The organism is Acinetobacter sp. YH12201 (assembly GCF_013418145.1).
Lineage (GTDB): Bacteria > Pseudomonadota > Gammaproteobacteria > Pseudomonadales > Moraxellaceae > Acinetobacter.
In genome coordinates, this window is the sequence record NZ_VPCP01000144.1 from 1 (window position 1) to 3,398 (window position 3,398).

2 protein-coding genes and 2 pseudogenes are annotated in these 3,398 nt (G+C 51.4%); all 4 read left to right on the forward strand.

All coding sequences use genetic code 11. The annotated features are described in order from the left end of the window. A pseudogene (locus tag FTU91_RS15915) lies at positions 1 to 338 on the forward strand (transposase); the annotation flags it as partial. 575 nt (positions 339 to 913) lie between these two features. After that, positions 914 to 2,575, forward strand: coding sequence for a group II intron reverse transcriptase/maturase (gene ltrA, locus FTU91_RS15920; protein WP_151421628.1), 1,662 nt, complete (start codon positions 914 to 916; stop codon positions 2,573 to 2,575). A 104-nt stretch (positions 2,576 to 2,679) separates the two neighbouring features. Beyond that, a pseudogene (locus FTU91_RS15925) lies at positions 2,680 to 2,907 on the forward strand (transposase domain-containing protein); the annotation flags it as partial. Positions 2,908 to 3,034: 127 nt separating this feature from the next. Further along, positions 3,035 to 3,370, forward strand: a complete 336-nt coding sequence (gene tnpB / locus FTU91_RS15930) for an IS66 family insertion sequence element accessory protein TnpB (RefSeq protein WP_004814654.1) — start codon at positions 3,035 to 3,037, stop codon at positions 3,368 to 3,370. Positions 3,371 to 3,398 lie beyond the last annotated feature (28 nt).

Below are 3,398 nucleotides of genomic sequence, written 5' to 3' on the forward strand. Positions count from 1 at the left end.
GCTGCATGGCCCATGCACGTCGTAAATTCCATGAACTGCATGTGACCGGGAAAAGTCAGGTCGCTGAACAGGCATTAGTGCTGATTCAGAAACTGTATGCCATAGAAGCAGAACTCAGGAAAAAGACCGATGGTACAGCGGAAGACCGCCGCGAATACCGACAACAGCATAGCCAACCGGTGATGCAACAACTATATGAATGGCTCAACCAACATCATCTGACGGTGCCATCGAGTTCTCCCACCGCTCGGGCGATCAACTACAGCCTAAAACGTTGGCAGGCACTCTGCCGCTATTTGGATGATGGCAATCTACCGATTTGCAATAACTGGATTGAAGTGCGACACGAAGTCGCTTAATGAAGTTGTTCCCCCTGCGGGAACCACCCGTGTCACCGGGTGAATCTAGAAGGCTGAATAAAGAGCGCCTTCGACAATGTAACGAGGCACCGCAAGGTGCGGGGTATCAATCGTGAGAGGCGTACCCTTCTGGCAGCCATAGCCGGACAAGGGCTAGATAATCGGTATGGTGAACACATGTGAATCTGCGTAACGATCGTTAAGTTGAACGAGCGGAAATGGCTGATACGCTCGAACCAAAACGGTAATGGAGGTGGAAATTGCGTCTTTCGATTACGCATTCGTGACCCATACGCCTCCCGGTCGATAGCAGGCACCTAAGCCGATGTACTTCAGTAAGCGGAACGTGGAAATCCCGTATTACTCCCATTGGGAAAGCAGTTTGCAAAAACTGCCCATGGTGATGCGGGCGAAGGAACGAGGAAAAAGCGAATGCCAGTCTGTAATGGGGTGGATAGAGGTTGAAACATTACCCCACGCGAAAGCGGGCTGACGTCCTTATGGTCTCTCATCACAAGAGAGTGTGTAGGACCCTTTTAATGGAGGGAGAGCAAATGAATGCAGCAGTATCAGCGTGTGCACCTTCCAGCACATCGTGGGACAGCATCGATTGGATTGCTGTACAGCGTCATGTCAGAGGGCTGCAAGCGCGTATTGTGAAGGCGGTACAAGACGGCAGGCATAACAAGGCGAAAGCTTTGCAATGGCTGCTGACTCACTCGTTTAGTGGCAAAGCATTGGCCGTCAAACGAGTGTCTGAAAACAAAGGCAAAAACACGGCTGGGGTCGACAAGGTGACTTGGAATACACCCAAGGCCAAGACCGGTGCGATGATGTCGTTGAAGAGGCGAGGTTACACGCCCCTTCCGCTTCGGAGAGTCCTTATTCCGAAGAAAAATGGCAAGATGAGACCTCTCGGGATACCCACGATGAAATGCCGGGCCATGCAGGCGCTCCATCTGCTGGCTTTGGAACCCATCGCGGAGACCATCGCTGATCGGAACTCTTATGGGTTCAGACCGCAACGCTCAACCGCGGATGCTGCAGCACAGTGCTTTGGTGTGCTGTCAAGAAAAGTAAGTGCTGAGTGGGTGCTAGAGGGTGACATTCAAGGCTGTTTCGACAATATCAGCCATGACTGGATGATCGCCAACCTCCCAATGGACAAGGTGATTCTACGGAAATGGCTCAAAGCCGGTTACGTCTACCAAAGCAAGCTGTTTCCCAGTCTTTCCGGAACACCGCAAGGAGGTATTATCTCCCCGGTGCTGGCCAACATGACCTTGGACGGACTGGAAACGATGCTGGCGAAGAGGTTCTCTAACGCCAAATGGACAGGCAAAAAGCTGCAACTGGTACGGTATGCGGATGATTTCATCATCACGGGGTATTCTAAAGAGTGGCTCGAAAATGAAGTTCGTCCTGCCGTGGTTGAATTTCTGGCGCAGCGCGGTCTCGTGCTCTCTCAGGAAAAGACCAAAATCACGCACATAGGGAACGGGTTCGATTTTCTTGGCTGGAACGTACGTAAGTACAACGGCAAGCTACTGATCAAGCCGTCAAAGGCAAACATCAGTGCTCATCTTGACAAGCTGCGAGCATTAATCAATGCAAACAAAGCGACACGACAGGCCACTTTGATCGGTTTGCTCAACCCGATTCTAAGGGGTTGGGCCAACTATCATAGTCATGTCGTTGCCAAGAAGGTTTTCAACCAGGTAGACAACGCAGTGTGGGAAATGCTCTGGCGATGGGCTGTACGTCGCCACCCTCGCAAGACACTCCGATGGGTCAAAGATCGGTATTTCAAAGTACAAGGAGCGCGTCGATGGGTGTTCTCATGTGATGAACAGTCCGCCGATGGTCTGAAGCGACAATACACATTAGTGTCTGCCTCAGATACGCCAATTGTGCGACATATCAAGATCAAGGCTGCTGCTAACCCTCATGACCCCGCATGGGATGAGTACTTCGAATCCCGATGGGGTAAAAGAATGCTGGTCTCCGCAAAGGGGCGAGCCAAGCTGTATCGGGTGTGGCTAAAACAAGGTGGTCGCTGCTGCGCCTGTCTTAAACCAGTCACCAAAGATACACCATGGCACAGCCGTCATATTGTGAAGCTAAGTCATGGTGGAACGGATGCAGTTGCTAATCTTGAGATTTACCATCTGTATTGTCCGAGGAGTGTTCAGTTTGCCAATGTCAACGATGTATAACCGGGTGCCGAATGGCGCCTTAGCAGAGGCTTGAGCCGTGTGCTGGGAAACTCGCATGCACGGTTCTTAGGGGGTTGGACGTAGGTAACTGCGTCTGACTACCCGACAATCAGATGCGCCCCTGGGCGTTGGGACGTAAGAACTGGCAGTTTGCTGGCTCGCTGCGCAGCGGCCAACGAGCTGCCAATATCATGACTTTAATCCAGTCAGCAAAGCTGAATGGACTGGATCCGTATGCCTATTTAAGTGATGTGCTGAAAAGGCTGCCGACACACAAAGTGACCCAAATTGAAGAATTGCTGCCGCACCGCTGGAAATCCGACCAAAATTAAAAAATAGGCATGGGATTCAGCGGACGCTTACTGATGAACAAGGTTCCGTAAGGGATCAGATGATCGAAATCGAATGGCCGGTGGAGTCTGCAACTGAATTACTGCTTTTACTTCAGGGCTTGATCAAATGATCCGTATCGATGAAATCTGGTTGTCTACCCAGCCCATGGACATGCGTGCGGGTATGGATACGGCCATGGCGCAGATTATGAAAGCCTTTGGCTCAATCAAACCGCATTGTGCTTACCTGTTCTGTAATAAACGTGGCCATCGCATGAAAGTGCTGGTACATGATGGACTGGGCATCTGGCTGTGTGCCCGGCGGCTGGAACAGGGCAAATTTCACTGGGCTCAAGTTCACCAAGGTGAAACCGTGGCCCTCAGCCCGGAACAGTTACAGGCACTGATCCAAGGTTTGCCCTGGCAGCGCATTGGACGACAGCAGGTGGTGACGATGCTTTAAACCAGGCTGTTCCATTCTGCTATTCTCC

Excerpts from the sequence above, each read along its gene's own strand:
- ltrA (WP_151421628.1), top strand. The coding sequence starts at position 914 with ATGAATGCAGCAGTATCAGCGTGTGCACCTTCCAGCACATCGTGGGAC.
- tnpB (WP_004814654.1), top strand. The coding sequence starts at position 3,035 with ATGATCCGTATCGATGAAATCTGGTTGTCTACCCAGCCCATGGACATG.